Source organism: Spirosoma oryzae (assembly GCF_003002825.1).
Classification (GTDB): Bacteria; Bacteroidota; Bacteroidia; order Cytophagales; family Spirosomataceae; genus Spirosoma; species Spirosoma oryzae.
Window position 1 is genome coordinate 313,127 of record NZ_PVTE01000001.1, and the last position, 19,619, is coordinate 332,745.

At 55.9% G+C, this 19,619-nt stretch carries 19 protein-coding genes; 4 read left to right on the forward strand and 15 right to left on the reverse strand.

Annotated elements, in window-relative coordinates; translation table 11 throughout:
- Positions 1-75 precede the first annotated feature (75 nt).
- The gene (gene tpx, locus CLV58_RS01380) at positions 76-669 is read right to left on the reverse strand and encodes a thiol peroxidase (RefSeq protein WP_106135969.1); all 594 of its coding nucleotides are present in this window, start codon (positions 667-669) and stop codon (positions 76-78) included.
- A 998-nt stretch (positions 670-1,667) separates the two neighbouring features.
- Between tpx and CLV58_RS01385 the strand changes: the two genes are divergently transcribed.
- Positions 1,668-2,660: an ABC transporter ATP-binding protein gene (locus tag CLV58_RS01385; RefSeq protein ID WP_106135970.1), complete on the forward strand. Its 993-nt coding sequence runs from the start codon at positions 1,668-1,670 to the stop codon at positions 2,658-2,660.
- Between the two features lie 62 nt (positions 2,661-2,722).
- The gene (locus CLV58_RS28265) at positions 2,723-2,899 is read left to right on the forward strand and encodes a hypothetical protein (RefSeq protein ID WP_170108626.1); all 177 of its coding nucleotides are present in this window, start codon (positions 2,723-2,725) and stop codon (positions 2,897-2,899) included.
- 77 nt (positions 2,900-2,976) lie between these two features.
- Here the strand turns inward: CLV58_RS28265 and CLV58_RS01390 are convergent, their stop codons facing one another.
- The 12 genes from CLV58_RS01390 to CLV58_RS01445 all read right to left on the reverse strand — a co-directional run bounded on the left by CLV58_RS01390 (position 2,977) and on the right by CLV58_RS01445 (position 14,806).
- Complete coding sequence (locus tag CLV58_RS01390) at positions 2,977-3,939, reverse strand: AAA family ATPase (protein ID WP_106135971.1); 963 nt, start codon at positions 3,937-3,939, stop codon at positions 2,977-2,979.
- A 105-nt stretch (positions 3,940-4,044) separates the two neighbouring features.
- Positions 4,045-5,421, reverse strand: a complete 1,377-nt coding sequence (locus CLV58_RS01395) for a peptidylprolyl isomerase (protein WP_106135972.1) — start codon at positions 5,419-5,421, stop codon at positions 4,045-4,047.
- Positions 5,422-5,579: 158 nt separating this feature from the next.
- Entirely contained in the window at positions 5,580-7,940 is a 2,361-nt protein-coding gene (locus CLV58_RS01400) for a peptidylprolyl isomerase (RefSeq protein WP_106135973.1), read from the reverse strand.
- A 122-nt stretch (positions 7,941-8,062) separates the two neighbouring features.
- Positions 8,063-8,779, reverse strand: a complete 717-nt coding sequence (locus CLV58_RS01405) for a hypothetical protein (protein ID WP_245882167.1) — start codon at positions 8,777-8,779, stop codon at positions 8,063-8,065.
- A gap of 1 nt (position 8,780) precedes the next feature.
- Positions 8,781-9,116 carry an avidin-fold protein gene (locus CLV58_RS01410; RefSeq protein WP_106135974.1) on the reverse strand — a complete coding sequence of 112 codons (336 nt, stop codon included), beginning with the start codon at positions 9,114-9,116 and terminating at the stop codon, positions 8,781-8,783.
- A gap of 5 nt (positions 9,117-9,121) precedes the next feature.
- Entirely contained in the window at positions 9,122-9,901 is a 780-nt protein-coding gene (locus tag CLV58_RS01415; RefSeq protein WP_106135975.1) for an APH(3') family aminoglycoside O-phosphotransferase, read from the reverse strand.
- A 12-nt stretch (positions 9,902-9,913) separates the two neighbouring features.
- Positions 9,914-11,005, reverse strand: coding sequence for an agmatine deiminase family protein (locus tag CLV58_RS01420; RefSeq protein ID WP_106135976.1), 1,092 nt, complete (start codon positions 11,003-11,005; stop codon positions 9,914-9,916).
- 63 nt (positions 11,006-11,068) lie between these two features.
- Positions 11,069-11,743: an HAD family hydrolase gene (locus tag CLV58_RS01425; protein ID WP_106135977.1), complete on the reverse strand. Its 675-nt coding sequence runs from the start codon at positions 11,741-11,743 to the stop codon at positions 11,069-11,071.
- A gap of 187 nt (positions 11,744-11,930) precedes the next feature.
- Positions 11,931-12,149 carry a hypothetical protein gene (locus CLV58_RS01430; protein ID WP_106135978.1) on the reverse strand — a complete coding sequence of 73 codons (219 nt, stop codon included), beginning with the start codon at positions 12,147-12,149 and terminating at the stop codon, positions 11,931-11,933.
- 2 nt (positions 12,150-12,151) lie between these two features.
- Positions 12,152-12,850, reverse strand: a complete 699-nt coding sequence (locus CLV58_RS01435; RefSeq protein ID WP_245882168.1) for a 3-keto-disaccharide hydrolase — start codon at positions 12,848-12,850, stop codon at positions 12,152-12,154.
- A 99-nt stretch (positions 12,851-12,949) separates the two neighbouring features.
- Entirely contained in the window at positions 12,950-13,483 is a 534-nt protein-coding gene (locus CLV58_RS01440; RefSeq protein WP_245882169.1) for a DinB family protein, read from the reverse strand.
- A 144-nt stretch (positions 13,484-13,627) separates the two neighbouring features.
- On the reverse strand, positions 13,628-14,806 hold the full coding sequence (locus CLV58_RS01445; RefSeq protein ID WP_106135980.1) for a redoxin domain-containing protein: 1,179 nt from the start codon (positions 14,804-14,806) through the stop codon (positions 13,628-13,630).
- Positions 14,807-14,933: 127 nt separating this feature from the next.
- Here CLV58_RS01445 and CLV58_RS01450 point away from each other — a divergent pair, with 127 nt between their 5' ends.
- Together CLV58_RS01450 and CLV58_RS01455 are read left to right on the forward strand one after the other, a co-directional pair.
- On the forward strand, positions 14,934-16,400 hold the full coding sequence (locus CLV58_RS01450; RefSeq protein WP_170108627.1) for a sensor histidine kinase: 1,467 nt from the start codon (positions 14,934-14,936) through the stop codon (positions 16,398-16,400).
- A gap of 4 nt (positions 16,401-16,404) precedes the next feature.
- On the forward strand, positions 16,405-17,085 hold the full coding sequence (locus CLV58_RS01455) for a response regulator transcription factor (protein ID WP_106135982.1): 681 nt from the start codon (positions 16,405-16,407) through the stop codon (positions 17,083-17,085).
- A 109-nt stretch (positions 17,086-17,194) separates the two neighbouring features.
- On the opposite strand, the gene mnmA is transcribed toward CLV58_RS01455, so the two are convergent.
- Positions 17,195-18,367 carry a tRNA 2-thiouridine(34) synthase MnmA gene (mnmA, locus tag CLV58_RS01460; protein WP_106135983.1) on the reverse strand — a complete coding sequence of 391 codons (1,173 nt, stop codon included), beginning with the start codon at positions 18,365-18,367 and terminating at the stop codon, positions 17,195-17,197.
- A 738-nt stretch (positions 18,368-19,105) separates the two neighbouring features.
- Positions 19,106-19,486 carry a hypothetical protein gene (locus tag CLV58_RS01465; RefSeq protein ID WP_106135984.1) on the reverse strand — a complete coding sequence of 127 codons (381 nt, stop codon included), beginning with the start codon at positions 19,484-19,486 and terminating at the stop codon, positions 19,106-19,108.
- Positions 19,487-19,619 lie beyond the last annotated feature (133 nt).

Below are 19,619 nucleotides of genomic sequence, written 5' to 3' on the forward strand. Positions count from 1 at the left end.
ATTCACACGAAAAAGGTCCTCAGCCGACATTTGTCAACTGAGGACCTTTTTCGTATGCGGTCGTTGGACTGAACACTACTTGATAGCCGCAAGGGCAGCCGCGTAATCGGGTTCCTGCCCAATCTCCGGCACCTGCTGTTCGTAAACGATTTTTCCTTCGGGATTCACCACGATTACGGCACGGCTTAGAAGCCCTTTCATGGGACCGTCGGCAATTTGTACCCCGTACGTGTGGCCAAAGTCAGTTCTGAAATCCGACAGCATAACCACGTTTTTGATGCCTTCCGCGCCACAAAACGCTTTCTGGGCAAAAGGCAGGTCTTTGGAAATACAGAGCACGGTAGTGTTTTTAAGACCAGCGGCATCCTCATTGAATTTGCGCACCGATTTAGAGCAAACACCTGTGTTGACACTGGGGAAGATATTCATAATCACATACTTGCCTTTGTAATCGGCTAGCGCGTTATCCTTCAGATCAACACCCGTCAACATGACTTCTTTAATCGATGATCCTACCGGGGGCAATTTGCCGACCGTATGGATAGGTTTACCTCCTAGTGTAATGGCCGTTCCGGTGGTCTGTGCCAGCGTAACAGTGGCAACGAGCAGGCAGGCTAGCCCCAGGACGAAGCGTCTGAAGGCCTGCATTGAGTTTTTGACAGCAGTCATATTATGGGTTCTGTAGATGGTCGTTCGTCAAATATATTGATAAATGATGGATGAACATCCTTACACCCGGTGAGTGTTATTTTGACGTTAGGCTAATTACCGCGACGATATTATGAAAGGTGATCGCTGTTCCGATGGGCAGCGATCAATAAGAATTTTTATGGATACCGATTCTGAACGCGATCGTCGGTGAGCAGTAATCCGATTTCCTGAGCACGAATATTCTTTTCTAGACGATAGGGTCGTACCCTGAATAGGGACTTCAAATTCGATCTGCCATCATGCGATTCGTAGCTAATCAGTACTCATTACTCATGTCAATCATAAGTCCTATTTCCTGTATCTGAAAACAAGATAGCTCACTATGGTAGGATAATACGTTCCGTCACTGATTCGGTAAGCACCATTAGCTCCCAATCGCAGACAATCGTTCCGTAACTGCTGTTTAACCTGTTGATCGATGTTCAATCCTGGTCTGATGTTAACAGACAGTGAGACGACACCTAACTGTTGTATGTCCTGAGGAATATCCCGCTCGAGGAGAAAAACCCTAACTGATGAACTATCCGTTTGTGGGCTGCTGCCTACCTGCGTCAAGGGCTTAGTTTTCGAGGTAATGCACGACCATAAACAAATGCTGATAATGAACAGAGCGAGTGTTGTACCAGTTGACATCTGTTTCATGGTATGATGTTGTGTTTGCTAGCTAAAGTACACAATAACGATATGCAGTTGTATTATAAGGCGCTTAATTTGAGACGGCTTTTTACGCTTGCGTAGGTGAGAAATTGTCTGGGTGAACTGGACCGTATTTTTTGCATGAATCTCTAACTTACCTGATAACGTGTGCCCGTAAAAGCGCATAAGATACGCCACTATCGGCGGGATAGGAGTCCGGGTGGCTATTGCTGAGGAACGAGTCCGTACCTTTACGGAATTGGAGGGCGTCTCTTTCTTCTTACGTCTTTTCTCTTTCCTCCGCTTGGGCGGGCTGATTCATGTTGATTGCCGATAAAGTAAGTAAAACGTTTGACGGCGGTGTTCAGGCTGTAGACGATGTATCGTTTTCGCTGGCTCCCGGCCGGATTATGGGCCTGGTAGGTGCCAGCGGGTCCGGGAAAAGTACCCTGCTGAATATGCTGGCGGGCCTGGCCGACGTCGATTCGGGGGCCGTGTTGCTCAACGGGAAGCGGGTGCCGGGCCCGTCGGATGTGCTGATCGCTGGTCACCCCGATATTCGGCTTGTTCATCAGGAGTACCAGTTGATGCCCAACGTCTCCATTCGGGAGAATATCAACTATGCCGTTCGCTACTTTGAAAAAAGCTACCGTACCTTCCGGGTCGACGCCCTGCTGAAACTGTGTCGGCTGACCGCTGTGCAGGACCGACTACCCCGGCAGGTGTCGGGTGGGGAGAAGCAGCGTACGGCCATTGCCCGTGCCATTGCGGACGTACCCGCCGTATTGCTGCTCGATGAGCCCTTTAGCCACCTCGATCTGCCGAATCGACTGCTGGTGCGCGACTTGCTGTTCGAGTTGGTTCGGGAGCAGCAGACAGCCTGTTTGTTTGTCACGCACGACGCGTCGGATGCGCTCTCTATTGCCGACACTATCGGTATCCTGCGCGACGGACAGCTTATCCAGCTCGACACGCCCAAGGCGGTTTATCATCGCCCCCAGACAGCCTATGCCGCTCAACTGACGGGCCGGGTTACGGTGCTACCCGCCAGCAATCGCCCGCTGTTGGGATTATCTGAAAGCGATCAGCCCGATCAGTGGCTGTGCATCCGGCCGGAACAGGTACAACTAACGGAATCGGGCGTACCGGCGACCGTGCGGGCCGTGTTTTTCATGGGTAGTCAGTACGAGCTGGAGGTTAGCCTGAACGATCAGGTTACGCTACGGGTGTTGACGCATCGGGCTGATATTGAACCTGGACAGACCGTGATGATCCGGGTCGACGCGGACGCCGTGTGGACGCTGCCTGCCTAACGAAACATAACCCTTACGCTGTTTAGCGGGTTGTGTGCGTAGACGAATCAATAGCAACGATTATGGACTACAAACAGACAGCAGGCGAACACCATACCGATACCAGTCAGGACCCGTCAACAGGCTTTCTGGTCGGCGAAGAAATCGATGACGTAGACGCGTCAGAGGTAGACGACAAGTCGACCGGTCGGAAGGACGACTTCTTGGGTAAAACCAATACGGAAGACGACAAAGACTAAGGTACAGGGTCAGTAAAAACGAATACGGGGTCGGAAATTAGTTTCCGACCCCGTATTCGTTTTACAAACTATGGGACTCACATCAGTCGCTTGATGAGTTGTTCGACCGAAATGTTCTCGGCTTCGGCCTTGAAATTGCGGACCACCCGGTGCCGTAGAATCGGCAGGGCAACGGCTTTCACGTCTTCGATGTCGGGCGAGTATTTACCGGTCAGGAGAGCGTTGCATTTGGCCGCCAGAATCAGCGCCTGCGACGCCCGTGGCCCGGCACCCCATTCGAGATACTGGTTCGTATCGGCTGTTGCCAGTTCGGTGTTGGGGCGGGTTTTATGAACCAGCTTTACCGCGTACTCGATCACATTGTCGACGACGGGCACGCGCCGAACCAGGTGCTGGAACTCCCGAATTTCGTCGCCCGTAATGATCCGCTGTACCTCCTTACGCTTGTCACTCGTCGTGCTTTTGACAATGTCCAGCTCCGACTGATACGACGGATAGTCGAGGTAGATGTTGAACATAAAGCGGTCGAGCTGGGCTTCGGGTAGGGGGTACGTACCTTCCTGCTCGATGGGGTTTTGCGTAGCCAGTACGAAGAACGGTCGGCCCAGTCCATATTTTTGGCCGGCAATCGTTACCGAATACTCCTGCATGGCTTCCAGCAGCGCCGACTGCGTCTTGGGGGGCGTCCGGTTGATTTCGTCGGCCAGGATGATGTTCGCGAAGACAGGCCCTTTGATGAACTTGAAATTGCGTTCCTGATCCAGTGTTTCCGAGCCAAGAATATCGGACGGCATCAGGTCGGGCGTAAACTGAATCCGGTTGAAATCCAGATCGAGGGCGCTGGCGACGGTTTGAATGAGCAGCGTTTTGGCCAGACCCGGCACGCCCACGAGCAGGCAGTGTCCCTGGCAGAAGATGGCCGTCAGCAGGAGCCGGACCGTTTCGTCCTGCCCGATAACGACTTTACCGATTTCACTTTTTAGCTTTTCGTAGGAACTCGTCAGGGCTTTGGCAGCCTCTACATCGGAAGAATAAGGCACGGGCGATAGGCTTAGTGATAGAATTGTCGAGTGATTGAGTGAAAGAATGATTGAGTGACGGAATAATTCTATAATTCCATCACTCAATCATTCTTTCACTCAAAACTATTCTCCCCCCCCCAGGCGGGCGGCACTGTTCTGGGTGGTGCCGAAAATCCGGCAGCTTTGGAATTCGGGGTCGACGGTGATGTATACGTCAGCGATTGACTTCCGGAACCACTCGTCGATGGCACGGTTCTTTTTGTTCTGCAGCACAATCGTCTGCAACTTCTCGAAGTCAGTCCTGAAGTCGGCGGTATGGGGCGCTACTTTGCTTTTAAAGTAAAGCAGGCGCATAGCGCTCTTACCGTCTTCCGTTCGGTAAGGCAGCGGGGCCGAAATACTACCCACTTTCATCGTGTCGAGCATGGAAAACAGGGCGTAATCCATCGAAGGGTCCATGGCAAGCCGGGAACTACCCGACTGGGCATCGCGCAGCAAGCCACCCGCGTCGGCGGTGGTTTTGTCTTCCGAAAACTCTTTGGCCGCTTTCTCGAAGGAGATCGAATCAACCTGAATTTCCTTGCGCAGACTGTCGAGGAAATGCGTCTGGGTCGTCAGGTCGAGCCGGTTGTAGTCGGGGCGGAGCAGGATGTGGCGGGCGTGGTATTCGGCACCGCGAGTTTCCAGCAACTGAATCAGGTGCAAACCAAAGTCCGACTCGACAACATCCGACATCTCATTGGGTTTCAGCTTCAGGGCTGCGCCTTCAAACGGCGCGACCATCATTCCCCGTTTGGCAAAGCCGAGGTCGCCCCCTTTTTCGGCCGATCCTACGTCTTCCGAAAACTCTTTGGCCAGCTTGGCGAAATCTTCACCGTTCTGCACCCGCTTTTTGATGTCGAGCAGACGTTGCCGCAGCGCTTCTTTCTGCTCTTTGGTGGGCTTGGCGAACCGAACGATCTGACCGATTTCAACGTCGGCGGGCATGTAAGGCAGGCTGTCTTTCGGGATGGTATCGAAGAATTTGCGCACGTCGCGGGGGGTAACCTTCACGTCGGATGTGATCTTCGCCTGCATCTTCTGTACGACTTTCTGGTCTTTCACCTGCTGCCGCAGTTCGCTTTTCAGCATTTCCAGACTTTTGCCATAGGCTTCGACGATGTTCTTCTCCGAGCCGAACTGCGAGATCATGTACTGCATCCGGGTGTCGAGTTCGCCGTCGACCATTTTTTCTTCCACCACGACCGAGTCGATATCGGCTTTGGCGAGCATCATTTTGTTGATGACCAGGCTTTCCAGCAGTTGGCAGCGGGAGGGGGGCGTCTGATTCTGCCCCACGTACGACTGCATGGCCTCTTCCAGATCCGACCGCAGCACGTAGTAATTATCGACTTTGGCGATGATCTTATTGAGACTCACCGATTGCCCCTGCCCAAACGCGGTGGCTGCAAACAGCCAGCCTGTCAGTACAAAGGCTATGCGATTAAGTTGATGTTTCATGTCCTAAAGATAACGAAGGCACGCCACTTACGGGCGCTGTTTAAGCTTTTTTAAAGTATTGACAGGGCTTGTTGGACAGGATTACAGGATGAACAGGATTGCCTCGTTTGTTCATGGAAAAGACAATCCTGCCAATCCTGTAATCCTGTCTAATAAAATCATTTGGCGAGTTTGCGTAGTTCGACGTCGTTGACCTGGGCGGGGTACTGCTGCCGCAGCTGAGCCAGCCACTGATGCTCCAACTGCGCCTGATAATCGTTGATGACACTGCCCCGCGCTTCGGCGAATGTTTTGGGCCGTGCCGGCTCGATCTGACCAAGCTGAACCGATACGGCCTTACCGGCTGGGTGCAGCGTGGTAGCTGTGCCTGCTTTCCAGGGAGCCAGCCCATCCACGTACGGATTGTCGCCCCGGGCAAACAGGCCTTCCGATACGGTGATTGCGTCGGCAGGCAGACCCAGGTGGCCGGCTAATGCCTGCGCAACGTCGGCCTTATTGCTGGAGAAATACTGAAACGTCAACCGGCGCTGGGTAGCGGTAGCCTGTTTCGCTTCGCCCGGCCGGGTGCCCTGATAATCTTTTTCCATGATCCGGCTCAGGCCGATACCGTTCTGCCGCAGAAACGCGACGGCGTTGCGAATACGGCCGGCGGAGACCGAATCGCGTTCAGCGGGATCGTGCGACGCGGCAACTTCCACGATATAATCGGGGTTGCGAGTCAGGTTGACGACGACCTCATACAGCGCTTCCCGGTCTTTGGCCGAAACAGTTGTCTGCGCCGGTGCGTAGGTCAGCGCGGGACTCATGCGCCGGAGTGCGTAGGGTGCTTTGCCACCGAGCCACTCGCGGGCCTGCGTCAGTTGCGCATCGTTTGGCGCGGTGATGAGCGTGGCCCGGATGCGTTCTGGAAACTGATAGCGGTCTTTGTGCGCGTCGAAATAAGCCAGTTGCCCCGTCGAGTCGGCCACCGATTTTTCCCAGACGTGCGCTTCCATCACCTGCGACATCAGCACCCCGTCCCGAATCTCGTTCATCAGCGATCGGAATTCCGCTGATTTCTGCTCCAGTCCGTTTTCTTCGGTGGCCAGCAACCGGTCGCCAACGTAGCGGTCGTATAGGCGCTGCATGGCCACGGCGGGCGAACCGGTCAGTGGTTGTTCAACTGGCTGAACAGGCGTTGGCGCGCCGGGCTTGCGGGCCGGCTGTTGCTTCTGCCGGACGTAAGCGAAAAACTGGTTAACCGTAAACGGCTGGTTCGCAATCGTAACCAGCGTTTTGTTTTGCAGGGCCGGATCGAGTGGTTCGGTATAACGCCATTGCCCGCGTAGCAGACTGCTGTCGGCTTTGGCGAGGGTGGCTGCCAGTACGGCCTTGTTGGCCTGTACCGTATAGCTCTTTTCCAGCCGTTGCAGGGTGGCCTGCCGCAGCACTTCGGCCCGAGAGTCAGTAGCGACGCGTTGCCGGAGCGAGGGGGCCAGATCGGCGTAGGGCTGAATACCCTGCCGGTCGATGAGTTTGATGATGTGCCAGCCGTAGTTCGTACGGACCGGTTTCGACAGCTCACCGGGTTTGGTCAGGGCAAAGGCGGCTTCTTCAAAGGCGGGCACCTGTCGGCCCGTTTCAATCAGCGGTAGTACCCCGCCGTTTAGCTTCGAGGTAACATCGTCGGATAGGTCGCGGCACACGTCATCGAACGCTTCGCCTTTCTGAAGCCGCTCGTAAGCCGCGTCGATGCGTTGCCGGGCTGCCTGTTGCCCGGCTTCGTCGGCTGCCGGACTGAGCCGAACGAGGATGTGCGCTACCCGTACCAGACCCCGGCTGGGTCGCCGATCATTAATCTTTAGCAAATCATAGCCGTAGCGGGTGCGAACCGGCTGCGAAATACCTCCGACGGGTGTCTTGTAAGCTGCGGTCTCAAGCGGGTATACAACCGAGAAGGCGGTGAAGTAGCCCAGGTTGCCACCCATTTGCGCCGTGCTGCGGTCGGTTGAGTTTTCGCGGGCCAGTTTGGCAAAGTCTTCACCGGCTACGGCCCGCTGCCGGAGTGCCTGCACCCGCTGATACGCAGCCAGTGTGTCGGCCGGAGCGGCATCTTCCGATACTGCGACCAGCAAATGCGACGCGTTGACCTCCTGCTGCATCCGCTGGTAGGCTTCGGCGGCCAGCGATTCAATGAGTGGTTTGTCGGTCAGGTACGTCTGCGCCAGTTGCTTGCGGTAGGTATCAATTTCTTCCCGGAAGGCTTCCGTCGTGTCGCGCCCCTCGGCCTGAGCCGCGAGTACTTTGAGCTTCAGGTTGGTGTACAGGTCGAAGTAGTTACGGACGTCGGTACGCTGGACCGAATCGGCCGAGAGCTGATTCTTGGTAAACGACTGAAAGAAGTCATCGGTTGTAAACGACTTGTTTCCCAGTGTCAGCAGGGTCGGCTGGGGGGGAGCCGTCTGCACCGTGGTGGGGGTTGTCGTTTTGCAGGCAGCGGCTAGCAACGTCAGGAGCAAACCGCCAGTAAGTACACGCATAAAGTAGTAGATATGGTTTACGGTATTCGGTTCACGGTGGCTTTTGCGTAACGCCTTCACTACCGAAAACGGAATACTGTACACCGTAAACGAAGCAACTAAACTGCCTATTGGCGAGCGGGTTATTTTTTGTCTTTTCCGGGGCGAATACGATTCAGGCGAATGTCGTAGGTCAGGCGGTATTCATACGCGTCGCGCAGGTTGCGCCCCGTGAAAACCACGGGCACACGCACATAACCCTGCTTATTCTGACGCAGTTCCGTCTCGTTCAGGTCGACACTGCTTTGGCCCAGTAGATCGTCGTCGTCGAGGTGGTCGACCAGCTTCAAGCCCACACCCGATGCCGCCAGTCCCGCCGATACGTAGCGCAGGGGCGTCAGCACGTCTGCCGCCGTCAGTAGCCACGAGGCCGGACCCGCCACCACGTTGTGTACCCGTTTGACCTGATCGACCAACTGTTGCGCCCGGTCGTAGGCGTCGACTTCGACCAGCACCAGCGAGGCTACGACCCGCCCCCCGCGCGGAACGGTGATGTCGATGGGCGCAGCCGGTTTCTGCCCCGCCTGCAAATCGATCACCTGCCCCTTCCGAACGGTCTCGACACCCCAGCCCCCGTTGACGACCCCAGCGGGTTTGTTCTGCGCGTCGAACGTCGCCAGCGAATACGCCAGCATGATTTCGTCGCGCTGACTGACGGTTTCTTCCAGGTTGACGGCGGTCAGCTGGGTCGGTCGAAGCTGCGCCGTCGGTACCAGTTGGGGTGTACAGGCCCCCGCTAGCAGCAGGGGCGATAACCAGTAAAGAAGCCGCAGCCGGGCTGAGACGGGACGGTTTACCATGTTACTTTTCTTCTTCGATGATTGATTCTCCCGACGAACCGTCGCCACTGGTCCACTGCCAGCGTTCGTGCAGCCGCAGCCGACCATCGGGCAACTGTTCGGGCGTCGTCCGGCAATGACCGGTCATCAATTCGCCCGCTGTGTTGACATGCTGATACCGCATGTCGAGGGAGTTGTCGGGCGCAACGGTCGCAATCAGCGTGCCGCGTACGATGGAACCGCCACCGTATTCGGCCCAAACGATGGTACCTTCCTGATGATACTGAAACAGCGTGTCGCCACTTACTTCGCCGTTGGCCGTGTTGGTTACAGAGCGAAACGTTTTTCCGTCGTACATACGTGTTAGTTTAATTCATCCAGCAATGTAAAGTAGCGCATCCGTTCTGTATCGACGGCGGTCAGCCCATAAGTTGCCAGAAACAGGGCGCCGAAGCGATCGGTGCCGAAATTATGAATCAGGCTGCGGGTGCACAGGGCCAGGTCCTGATACGGGTCGCCCACGCCCAGCCGACCGACGTCGATAAAGCCGCTCAACGACCAGTTGTCGAGGATTATGTTGGGCAAACAGAAGTCGCCGTGGGTAACAACCAGTTCGCGCTGGGTGGGTTGCTCCATACGCAATTGGGCCAGCATGTCCTGCGGTGACCGCCCCTGATTGGCCTCGCTGAAATCGTCCGTATCCACCAGGTTATGGAGAACGTTCACGCTCACCGCGCTGATTTTTACGTCGTTGCGCTGATCGAATGGGCAGGTGGCGGGGTTCAGATCGTGTAGCATGCGCAGACTCTCCGCCAGCCGCCTGACCAACCGTTCCGGATCGGCCTGCCAGCGTTCGTCCGACGCTGGCAGGCCGGGTAAGGCCCGCATCAGCAAGTAATCGACACCGTCGGTCCGTTCGTAGTGGACCACCTCCGGGGCTGGCAGGTACGTTCGTAACCAGACTAGCGCGTCGGCTTCGTCCCGTAAACCGCCCCAGGGGTCGACCGGGTTTACTTTCAGATAGAACGGCTCCCGTCCGTTTATGAATATCGTCTGCGCCGACGACATGCCTAACGAGTCAGGATGCCAGTCTGTGGGCGGCAGTAGCCGTTGCAGGGTGGCGGGAAGCTGATCGAAGTGCATGGCAGACGGCGATTAGATGGACGGTTCCTGCTGGCTCAGGCAATGGAAACTGCCCAGCCCCCAGACGATGTCGGTCGAGTCGATGCCGACGATAGCGCGGCCGGGGTAACACTGTCCGATCAAATCGAGCGCAGTCTGATCCTGCTTGCAACGGAACGTCGGGACAATGACGGAGCCGTTCGTAATCAGAAAGTTGGCGTACGACGCTGGCAGGCGCAGCCCATCGCTGACGATTGGGTCAGGCATGGGCAATTCCACGATCGTGAGCTGCTTGCCGTTGAGCAAACGCATCTGCTTCAGCTCGTGGTGGATTTCCTGCAAAAACGGGTAATTGTCGTCGTTTTTATTTGCTTCGTAGGCGGCAATGACCGTGTCTTCGCTGGCGAACCGAACCGTATCGTCAATGTGGCCGTCGGTGTCGTCGCCGACGATGCCTTCTTCGACCCACAGCACCTGCTGCACGCCGTAGTAGTCGCACAGATACCGTTCGATGTCGGCCTGCGAGAGGTGGGCGTTGCGGTTCTGGTTGAGCAGACAGGCCCGGCTCGTCAATACAGTACCCGCTCCGTTGAATTCCACCGAGCCGCCTTCCATAATTACCGGACCGGCAGCGGTCATGGGCGTTACGTACGGCAGGTTCCGGTAGCGGGCGATGGCCGCCGGAATCTGATCGTCGAGGTCGAACGGGGGGTATTTGCCGCCCCACGCATTATAGCCCCAGTTGACGATCATGCGTTCCTGCCGGTCGGGGTTGATCAGAAAAGCCGGACCATGATCGCGGCACCACGAATCGTTGGTCGGGTGGGGGAGCAGTGTAATCCGGCTCATATCGGCACCGGCTTCGGTGAGCTTCTGCGCGGCTGTCTGCATCACCGTTTCGTTGTGCGCGTTGATGCAGACCTGTTCGCTGGCCGAAATGGCTTTGATAAAGTCGATGTAGGCGGGCAGCATCAGCGGTAGCCGCTCCGATGTCCACGAAGCTTCCGTATGGGGCCAGCTAAGCCAGGTAGCGACGTGGGGATGCCATTCGGGCGGGAAGAAAAAGCCGTGTTGTGCCGGAATAAAATCGTCGGACAGCGCCGGCGAGGTTGAAAGCGGGGCCATGTATGAACGGGGTAATGATGCCGCAAAGCTACGAAAAAGGCCTACGGCATCGTAACAAGCCGCTTATTCCGTAGGCAGTAGTTGCTGAATCGAGGCTGGTGTCAACCCGACAAAGTTATCGATGATTAGCGCGGCTCCGGACGTGGCCAGTTCGGCACGTGTATGCGTCGTCGCCAGCGCCACGACAACCATGCCCGCCCGCAGTCCGGCTTCGATACCGGCAAACGCATCTTCAAATACGACGCATCGGGCGGGCGGTATGTTGAGCCGGTCGGCGGCTTTCAGGTAGATTTCGGGGTCGGGTTTACCGTGCGTAACCATACTCGCATCGACGATGGTGTCGAAAAAAGGGCGCAGCGCCAGCCCGTCGAGTGTGAAGCCGATGTTGCTCACCGGTGCCGACGTGCCTACTGCCATCGGTACTCCGTCGGCCTGCATGGCCGTCAGGAAATCGAGCAACCCCGTCAGCGGCTGCCGATGCGGTACGTACAGCGTCCGGTAAATCTCCTCCTTTTCTTCGGTCCGTTGCGCCAGTTCCGTAGCAGACAACGGGTGTCCGAAAACGTAAGCCATCGAGTCGGCGGAAACGTGCCCGTTGATGTGGTCGACGTACTGTTGGCGGGTCAGCGTCAGGCCGTTGTGGTGGGCAAACTGAATCCAGGCATTGATATGAAAATCGGTATTGTCGACCAGCACGCCGTCCATGTCGAACAGCGCAGCGAAAGCGGGGGTAAGCATATGGGTTTTGGTTTGTGGTTCGTAGTTGGCTGACGTGGTTTTGTTGCCTGGACGTCCACGTCCGGGTGCCCGTCAGGGCAATTAATTCGGGCGGCAGCTTTGTTGGTCGCTATCGCGCCCACCCGGACGTGGACGTCCAGGCTACATACCTGCGTTAACCAACGACAAACCACGAACCACAAACTAATTAACTAATTACGTCTCCCGCCAGTTGGGCGGCTTCGTGGAGGAGTTCGGTGGCGACAAGTTCGTCGGTGACGGCTTCGATCCGCTCGTCGACGTCGGCCAGCCGTTCGTCATCCAGCACCGTTGTCCTGTTCATGCCCAGCAGCACGCGACCTACGTAGAGCAGGCTGAGCGAAAAGCGCAGTTCGGGTAGCGCGTGGCTGTGGCGGGTCTCGGTCATGGTCAGAGCGGTTTGATTTTCAGGTTTCGGTAGTAGATCGGCGCACCGGCGTGTTTACCCTGCAAACCGATGAAGCCGTGGAGGGGCAACGTCGCCGGGGCTTTGCTGAACCACGCGGGCGGCTTGGTACCGTCGGGGTTGACCGTTGCCGATATAAACTGACTCAGGTCGATGGTGTTGACCAACTGATTGTTCAGCACCACGTAGATCATCTTGCCCTGACAGGTGATGGTATAGCGGTTCCACTCGCCCGGCTTCTTTACGGCGCTCTTAGTTGCCGGCTGGTGACCGAAAAACGAACCGCAACGCCAGTTGGCCGGTGCTTCCGCCCACTCTTTGGCGTAGTCGTCGGCAATCTGAATTTCTACCGAATTCGGAATCCAGTTGGCCGTATCGCTGGCATGCACCACGACGCCACTGTTTGTCCCGTCGGCCGTTTTAAACTGCAAATCCAAAATAAAATCGTCGTAGGGGGTGTTCGTCCAGATGGGCTTGTCATCCGTTGCCGTCAGTTCGCCCTCGTCCATGCGCCAGACTCCCTTTGGAAACGACGCATTCGTCAGGTTAGTTTCGAAGAGATACTCCCAGCCGACCCCGCTGGTGTTTGGATGGCCTTTGGGTGGTGTCTGGGCCATTGTCGACTGACCGAAACTGACAATCAGGGTTAGGATAATCAGGAAGCGCATGAAGGAAATAAGCACAGAAGTCAAGTCAATAAGTAGGCATGGATGCCTAAGAGAAGTTGCTGATTTACAGACCTGACAGGTTTTCAAAACCTGTCAGGTCTACTCGTACGTATCTTACGCTTGCATGGCGAGCCGGATATGGGCCAGGTGATGTTCACCATGCCATACCGTCATCGACAGTGCCTGCGGGATTGTTAGCGTACGGGCGCGTACGGGGTGATAGTAGGTAACGGCCAGTTCTTCGGGTTGTAACGAACCGGCCAGGAAGGCAATGCGCCGGTGAACGCCATACAGCATCGTCACCGAATCGGAGATGGGGGCATTCTGGGCTTCCGGGAGCGCTGCCCAGCCATTCATATCAACCATCAGCGTGGTCGTACCCGGCTCGACAAGCGCATTTTTTAGTCGAAAAAAATGCAGTAGATGCATATCCGCCACATGGTGAACAAGTTGTTGAACGGTCCAACTACCGGGGCGGTACTGTTTCTGTAGATCGTCGGGCGTGGCGTTGTTCAGGACCAGTGCGTACACGTCGGGCAGGGTACGAATCTGGTCGACAAGCTGCCGGATATCGGCTAGGGTGTAGGTCTCCTGCGGTTGCCAGGGGCCGATTGGAAAACGGAGTGGGTCAATGGGTTCGGTGGTCATACGGGTAAACTGAGCGCAGCCCTGGTATGAGGCTTAGCCGTAAAGATACACGATTGACAAACGAACCACGACCCACCCGCAACCAAATAATGGCCGTGGGTGGGTCGTGTGGTAACCGGCAGCGAACGGGCCGAAGCCGGACGACTACGGTTGCAGCACCAGCATCATGACGTCTCGTTTTTGTTTGACAAGGCCTAAACCCATCTGCGCCAGAGCGCGGGGCAGACTCTGGGGATCTTCGGGTTGAAACGAAAGGGTAATGTCCAGTTTTTCGTCATTGCCGGTTCCATCGACAACCAGTCCACGCATGCTGCCAAAGTCTTCCAGTGCCTGAGCAAAGTCAGCCATCGTTACCGCCTGCTGCGCGATCTCACCTTGCCGGGCCGAAAAAGTTTGCTTACCCGCTGCATTGCGGGGAATCTGCCTGAATTTGACCGGGTCTGTGATTTGCAACACACTCACCTCCCTGGCTTGTGGCTCCAGGCTGGCTTTCAGGTCAAAACGCCGGTTCAGTTCGGCCTTGAGCGTAGGTAACAACTGTTCCGGCTTATCGACGATTATATCCAGACAATACACCGGTGCATCGTCTCCCAGGCCGGTTTTGTCGATGCTGCGCTTGTAGGAATAGCCTTCGTATGCGATGCGATATAGTGCGGTGAGCGGTAAGTTCAGGCAGGTTAGTCGTCGGTGAGCGAAGATACTGTCCAGCATGTGGGGCGTTTTTACGCCGGGGGCACCCACCATCGGCCCCTGCATAACGAATCGGTGTCGAGTTGTATCGGCCACCCGAAAGTAAGTCTGCATGATTTCCGGCAGGCTCAGTGTGATGTCGGCTTTGGGCGTGATGGTTACGGGAAGGTTTCGCCACAGGCTGTCGATCAGGCCGTCCGTTACCCGCTCAGGGCTGGTCTGGGCCAGCAACGTACCGTCCGGACCAATCAGTACCGTGTGCGGAATGATCTTATGGGGAAACAGGTTCATCAGCGACCGGGCGGTGTCGATGGCAAACCACAGGCTGGACGGTCGGTTCGTTAGAAATTGACCAATGCGTTTGGGCGTCTCGTCGGTAACGGTAATCACCTGTAGCTGCCGGGCGTGGCGTTGTTGCAGCGCCTGTAGGTGTGGCATGGCGGCTACGCAGGGGCTACACCAGGTAGCCCAGAATTCCAGCAGTACCAGCTTGCCCCGCTGTGCAGACAGGGTCGTGGACGTTGTCGGTGCGTTGAGCAACTGAACGGAGAAGTCAGGGACAGGCTGTCCGGTGTGGGGTTGCGCAAGCCCGCAATGAGCACTCAGGACAAGCAGTAGCAGTATCGTTTTCATGGCGTTTTTTTTGATGAGGACAAACCACGCTGAAAATGCCGTACCCGTCGATTAAGCACTGTTAAGCAAGGTTAATTAGTGTTAACGCCTGAGTTTTCAGCCGGTCGAAGCGCGTACATTTATGGCTATGAAAAAGCCCGTCAACCTGATTCTGTGGCTGATGTCGTTGTGTGTTACCGGTGTTGTCGGTTTGCAGCTGTTCTGGAATTATCAGAATTACCAGCGTACCGTAGCCACCTTCCGCCACGACAGCAACGAAGCCCTGCGGATCGCCGTCGATCAGGAGATGGCACAGCGCCGAAGGGTGATTATCGACCAGACGAAGCGTTGGCTGGCCGATACCAGTTTCATCCGCATTACCTGTAGCATCAATAAGCGATACGGACGAACCGTATTTAATATTAACGACCGCTACCCGAAGGTGGCGGGTAGTGGAGGAATGTCGTTTAGTCTCGCTGACTTTACGCCCAAACTGACCCGCATGACACCGCAGGCCCGGCAACTGGTGATCGACCATATTGGCGACAACCTGTTACACAAAGATCTGAAGGAAGGCTCTGTGTATTATTTCACGCAGCGGCTGGGCGACAGTATCGTCGTTGCCTTTCAAAAAAGCCGCCTGCGCCTGCCGGTACTCGACACGCTGTACCGGCAGGCATTGGCCAGTCGGGATATTCAATCGCCATTCAAACTGAACCCGGCTGATACGTCGGCTGCTGAATTTCTGACGCAGCCGGTCAATGCGTCGATGCGTCGGCCTTACAAGCGGGAACTGGTGTGGGCCAGCCTTGCCAGTCCCAGTCGGTACTTTTTCGCGCATATGAAATGGGTGCTGCTGTCGACGCTGCTGCTGATCGGGGTTTGCGTACTCTGCTTCGGCTATACGGTGAAAACATTGCTGTCGCAGCACAAGCTCGCCGAATTGCGGAAAGACTTCATCAATAATATGACGCATGAGTTCAACACGCCGTTGGCATCCATCAAAATCACGACGGAAGCGCTCAAAACATTCGCCCATGATCCTGCCACGCAGCAGGAATACCTGACGATCATCGGCTATCAGACGGACAAACTGACCGAACTGACGAGCCGGGTTCTACAGGCCAATCGCCAGTTGACGACCCCGGCCCAGCCGTGGCAACCCATTGATCTGCGGACGTTGGTAAACAAAGCGATTGAGGAGATGGCCGTGCGACTTCAATATGAGCAGGCGGCTGTCCGGTATGAGCCGGGCCAGACGCCGATACTGGTCAAGGGGGAAGCGGGTAGTTTGCTGACAGTGTTTGTCAATCTGCTGGACAACGCGCTGAAATACGCGCCGGGCGGACTAAAACTCGACATTCAACTGGCCGTAAAAAACCGCTGGGCTGAAATCGTCTTTTCCGATAAGGGCATTGGCATACCGACCGAATACCGAACGCAGATTTTCGAGCCGTTCTTCCGGGTTCCGCAGGGCAACGTACACACGGTAAAAGGCTACGGGCTGGGGCTGAATCAGGTGTGGCAGATTCTGCAGCAACACCGGGGTTCCGTGCTGGTCGGGGCCAACGAACCGGTAGGTAGCCAGTTTATCGTTAGACTTCCCCTGCTCTGAATCTATGCTGCATATTCTCCTGGTGGAAGACGAGCCGTTTCTGGCCAGGGTTGTCAAAGACAGCCTCGAACAGCGATCGTACACGGTAACGTATGCGGTAGACGGCCGAAAAGCCTACGACCTGTTTGTACAGGGTGATTTCGCCTTGTGTATCGTCGATGTGATGATGCCGCAGGTCGACGGCTTTACGCTGGTGCGCCAGATCCGGGCGGTTGATAAGCAGGTGCCCGTTCTGTTTCTGACTGCCCGTACGGATACCGCCGATGTTATGGAAGGCTACGGCAGCGGGGGAAATGATTATCTGAAGAAGCCCTTCAGCCTGGAGGAACTATTCCTGCGTGTGGCCGAGCTGCTCCGGCGCAGGAACGCAGGCGAGTCGTCGGCTGGTAACGCCTGTCCGATTGGTCGCTATCGGTTTTTACCGCAACAGCAGGTGCTTCAAATGGATGGGCAACCTGATACACGCCTGACTTACCGGGAAACGCAGCTGTTGCAGTTGCTGTACGACCATCGCAACGACGTGCTGGCTCGTCGGCAGGCCCTGCTTCACCTGTGGGGCGACGACAATCCTTATCATGCCCGGACAATGGACGTATTCATTACCAAGCTGCGCAAACAGCTCCGGAGCGATGCGTCGGTTCAGATTTTGAATCTACGGGGAATAGGGTACAAACTGGTTTGCTAGGAAAACAGGCGCGTTGCCAGTTGGCTACCGTACTTGCTAATGAAACGAAAAGCCAGTAGCCGCATCCGGTATTCGGGGCAGCTACTGGCTTTTCAACTGGTAGCAGTTGTTAAACCGCTAGTAGTTGCTGTTCAGCGGCAAGGGCATCGGTTTGCCGGAAGCTTTTCATAATCCAGCCGCCCCCGACCACGTCGTCGCCTTCGTAAAATACCGCTGCCTGGCCCGGTGCAATGGCCGATACGCCTTCGTTGAACAGGACCGTGATGCGATCGCCATCCTGCGTGATGGTCGCGGGTGTACCGGGATCTTTGTAGCGCACTTTCGTAACCGTTTCCAGTGGCCCGGTAATGGACGCGTACTTTTGCAGGTTCAGTTTGCTGACGTACATGCCATCGCGGAACAGGTCTTTGTCAAGGCCCAGCACGACTTCGTTGGTGTCTTTCCGAATCTCGGTGACGAACATCGGCTGACCAAAGGCCATGCCCAGTCCTTTCCGCTGCCCGATCGTGTAGAACGGATAGCCCAGGTGTTTACCCAGCACCCGGCCCGTACCTTCTTCGACGAAGTTGCCGCCCGCCACTTCCGCTTCCAGCCCCGGTACGCGCCGTTTCAGAAAGCCCCGGTAGTCGTTGTCGGGCACGAAGCAGATTTCGTACGATTCGGATTTGGTGACCAGCTCGATAAAGCCGCGCTCGGTCGCCATCTGCCGAATTTCTGATTTGCGCAGGTGGCCCAGCGGCAGCTTGGTACGGCTCAGGCTTTCCTGCGATACGCCCCAGAGCACGTAGGATTGGTCTTTCAGCGTGTCGACGCCCCGCGAAATGACATACCGCCCGTCCGAACGACCTGGTGATCCGGATGCACCCACGTCCTGCCGGATGTGCGCGTAATGGCCCGTGGCAATGGATTCACAGTCGAGCCGGTCGGCCCGGCGCAGCAGCGCGTCCCATTTGATGTGGGTGTTGCACAGCACACAGGGGTTTGGCGTGCGCCCTTCCAGGTATTCACCCGTAAAATGGTCGATGACGGAGTCGCCGAACTCTTCGCGGATGTCGAGAATGTAGTGGGGGAAGCCGAGACTCACGGCGATGTTACGGGCGTCGTTGATCGAGTCGAGGCTACAGCAGCCCGTTTCTTTTTTCGTTCCGCCCGACGAGGTATAGTCCCATGTTTTCATGGTCATGCCAATGACTTCGTAGCCTTCTTCGTGCAGCATAACCGCTGCCAGTGAAGAATCGATGCCGCCACTCATGGCGACCAAAATGCGTCCGTGTTTGCTCATTATGGAATCCGCGAGGGGTCAAAGTCCTCCGATGGTAACCAGTCAGCACGGTTGCTGACTCCGTACCCAACACCGAAATCCGTCGATTTGGTTTCCGAACGACGAACTGGCAAAATCTGCCAGCGCATGCATGGCTGAGTCGGGCAGGGTATGCTGGAGAGGGAACGTTGGCTGGCTCGGATGCAACCCGGAAGCGCAGGGCTGTTAAGTTCTAGTTCATCTACCCCCCGCCCCCTAAAGGGGGAGAAAATCGTGTGCTAACTTCTCCCCCTTTAGGGCAGGGCTGTTAAGTTCTGGGTAGCCCCACCCCCCAGCCCCCTAAAGGGGGAGAAGTTCATCCGCAAAATGCTCCCCCTTTAGGGGGCTGGGGGGTGGTTTAGCCGAAGGAAATTTGGCCAATACCAGCATTAAATCAAGAACTTAACAGCCCTGCCCTTTAGGGGGCGGGGGGTATTGTTAGCCGAAGGAAATTTGGTTACTGTTAGTAGCAAATCAAGAACTTAACAGCCCTGCCCTAAAGGGGGGAGTAGTTTCTTCGCAGGACGCTCCCCCTTTAGGGGGCTGGGGGGTAGATGGTCCAAAGAGAATTTGGCTACCGTTAGTGTCAACTCAAAAACTTAACATCCCTGCCCGGAAGCGGACTACTGTCGGGGAAGCCACGTCGTTTCGATGGCCTGCTGAAAGCGGGTACGTTTCGCGGTGCTGACCACGACTTACCGTTGTCGCCGGCACCCGGTGCTAGCCAGTCGGTAGTGAAGCCAGACAAAGCAATGTCTTCGCCTGCTGATTGAGGTGACGTACATGATTGACATGAGTGGCCAACTGCTCATACCCCTCCCGTTTGGTGAGACGCTCAAACTGATTCGCGTCATTGAGCAGGGCTTCCAGTTCGTTGTGCATTGTCGCGATCAATGTCTTGACCTGGCGGACAGAACACTGGCCGATCCATTGCGCTGTTTCCGGCGATGAAGTCAGGGAGTGATTATGAACAGCGAGACAGTCACTTAGCTGCGTGTGTAGCGAATGAAACTCCGCAATGGCTGTCAGCCAATACGCCAGCAGATCTTCCTGACCGGTACGTTGTTCTACTCGATGTGGATCGTTCTTTCGACAATGCATAGCTACCGCGTTTATGACATTATTCCCGGCTCCTGACTGACTACTGTACCTAAAACTAGTACGATTTTTACTATATCTTACAATTATTTCACAGAAAAGTATAAATTGTAAACACTTGTTGTACAATCGTTTC